At 57.2% G+C, this 3,097-nt stretch carries 1 rRNA gene; it reads right to left on the bottom strand.

Annotated elements, in window-relative coordinates:
* Nucleotides 1–2,772, bottom strand: a 23S ribosomal RNA gene (locus N865_RS21085); the annotation flags it as partial.
* Between the last annotated feature and the right edge of the window lie 325 nt (nucleotides 2,773–3,097).

Raw genomic sequence — 3,097 nt, forward strand, 5'->3', positions numbered from 1 at the left:
CCAGCCCCAGGATGCGACGAGCCGACATCGAGGTGCCAAACCATGCCGTCGATATGGACTCTTGGGCAAGATCAGCCTGTTATCCCCGGGGTACCTTTTATCCGTTGAGCGACGGCGCTTCCACAAGCCACCGCCGGATCACTAGTCCCGACTTTCGTCCCTGCTCGACATGTCTGTCTCACAGTCAAGCTCCCTTGTGCACTTACACTCGAAACCTGATTACCGACCAGGCTGAGGGAACCTTTGGGCGCCTCCGTTACCTTTTAGGAGGCAACCGCCCCAGTTAAACTACCCACCAGGCACTGTCCCTGATCCGGATCACGGACCGAGGTTAGATATCCAGAACGACCAGAGTGGTATTTCAACGTTGACTCCACCATCACTGACGTGACGGCTTCACAGTCTCCCACCTATCCTACACAAGCCGTACCGAACACCAATACCAAGCTGTAGTAAAGGTCCCGGGGTCTTTCCGTCCTGCTGCGCGTAACGAGCATCTTTACTCGTAGTGCAATTTCGCCGAGTTCGTGGTTGAGACAGTGGAGAAGTCGTTACGCCATTCGTGCAGGTCGGAACTTACCCGACAAGGAATTTCGCTACCTTAGGATGGTTATAGTTACCACCGCCGTTTACTGGCGCTTAAGTTCTGAGCTTCGCATTGCTGCTAACCCGTCCCCTTAACGTTCCAGCACCGGGCAGGCGTCAGTCCGTATACATCGTCTTGCGACTTGGCACGGACCTGTGTTTTTAGTAAACAGTCGCTTCTCCCTGGTCTCTGCGGCCGATCACGCTCGGGAAGCACGTTCCGTCACGATCAGGGCCCCCCTTCTCCCGAAGTTACGGGGGTATTTTGCCGAATTCCTTAACCACGATTCACTCGATCGCCTTGGTATTCTCTACCTAACCACCTGAGTCGGTTTGGGGTACGGGCGGCTCGAACCTCGCTAGAAGTTTTTCTCGGCAGCATAGGATCACCCTCTTCCCGCATTCGCGGTCACTATCAGGTCTCAGGCGTGCAACTCAATGCGGCGGTCCGGATTTGCCTGGACCGCGCCCTACACCCTTGGACGTGGACAACCATCGCCACGCGGAGGCTACCTTCCTGCGTCACTCCATCGCTTGACTACTACCTGATCGGGTCGTGCGCTCCACACCACCGGCGACCCCGAAGGGCCAGATGGCGGTGCTTCAGGCACTCAGCATCACAAGGTTCGTCATGGGCGGTTCTTCGCCGGTTCCGGAATATCAACCGGATGTCCATCGACTACGCCTGTCGGCCTCGCCTTAGGTCCCGACTTACCCAGGGCAGATTAGCTTGACCCTGGAACCCTTGGTTATTCGGCGGACGGGTTTCTCGCCCGTCATTCGCTACTCATGCCTGCATTCTCACTCGTGTAGCCTCCACGGCTGGATCACTCCGCCGCTTCCCTGGCAACACGACGCTCCCCTACCCATCAACACGCCTGGACACCGAACCCGCAGGCGTCGGTGCCGAGCAAAAGTGTCAATGCCACAGCTTCGGTGGTGTGCTTGAGCCCCGCTACATTGTCGGCGCGGAATCACTTGACCAGTGAGCTATTACGCACTCTTTCAAGGGTGGCTGCTTCTAAGCCAACCTCCTGGTTGTCACAGCAACTCCACATCCTTTCCCACTTAGCACACGCTTAGGGACCTTAGCTGGTGATCTGGGCTGTTTCCCTCTCGACTACGGAGCTTATCCCCCGCAGTCTCACTGCCACGCTCTCACTTACCGGCATTCGGAGTTTGGCTAACGTCAGTAACCTGGTGAGGCCCATCGGCTATCCAGTAGCTCTACCTCCGGCAAGAAACACGTGACGCTGCACCTAAATGCATTTCGGGGAGAACCAGCTATCACGGAGTTTGATTGGCCTTTCACCCCTACCCACAGCTCATCCCCTCAGTTTTCAACCTAAGTGGGTTCGGTCCTCCACGCAGTCTTACCTGCGCTTCAACCTGGCCATGGGTAGATCACTCCGCTTCGGGTCTAGACCCAGCGACTATGGACGCCCTGTTCGGACTCGCTTTCGCTACGGCTTCCCCACACGGGTTAACCTCGCCACTGAGCACTAACTCGCAGGCTCATTCTTCAAAAGGCACGCCGTCACCCCACACGCCCACTGGCGGGAGGCTCCGACGGATTGTAGGCACACGGTTTCAGGATCTATTTCACTCCCCTCCCGGGGTACTTTTCACCTTTCCCTCACGGTACTTGTCCGCTATCGGTCACCAGGGAATATTTAGGCTTAGCAGGTGGTCCTGCCAGATTCACACGGGATTTCTCGGGCCCCGTGCTACTTGGGATCCTCTCCTGGAGTCCACACCATTTCGTCTACGGGGGTCGCACCCTCTGTGCCGAGCCATTCAATGCTCTTCGACTATGACGCAGATTTCTCACTCCATGCCGGGATGTCAGTCCCGACCGGAAAGTCCCACGACCCCGGACATGCAACGCCTGACAGCTATCACACACGCCCGGTTTAGCCTCATCCGCTTTCGCTCGCCACTACTCACGGAATCGCGGTTGCTTTCTCTTCCTGTGGGTACTGAGATGTTTCACTTCCCCACGTTCCCTCCACACACCCTATATATTCAGGTGCGGGTGACTGGACTTGCCTCCAGCCGGGTTTCCCCATTCGGAAATCCTCGGATCACAGTCTGGTTATCGACTACCCGAGGCTTATCGCAGATTCCTACGTCCTTCTTCGGTTCCTGGTGCCAAGGCATCCACCGTGTGCCCTTAAAAACTTGGCCACAAAGATGCTCGCGTCCACTGTGTAGTTCTCAACATACAACCGGCACCCCACACCCACCCGGAACACCGTCCCGAGCATCGATGAGGCCCACAACCAGAAGAAACCAGCCCCCACGCACCCACCAGAAGAAGCCGAAACTCTCCCGACAGACCCGCGCGGCCCGATCCTTCAGGACCCAACAACGTGTCACGACACCCGACCGCCGGCCACCACCACGTTCCACTGCCCCACCCCCAACAGATCCAAGATCCAGGAGGAGAAGCCTGTACTAGTGCGCGGCAACCACGACCAGACGCCAATAATCGATGTTCCACCCATGAGCA

Origin of the sequence: Intrasporangium oryzae NRRL B-24470 (genome assembly GCF_000576595.1) — a bacterium.
Taxonomy (GTDB): domain Bacteria; phylum Actinomycetota; class Actinomycetes; order Actinomycetales; family Dermatophilaceae; genus Intrasporangium_C; species Intrasporangium_C oryzae.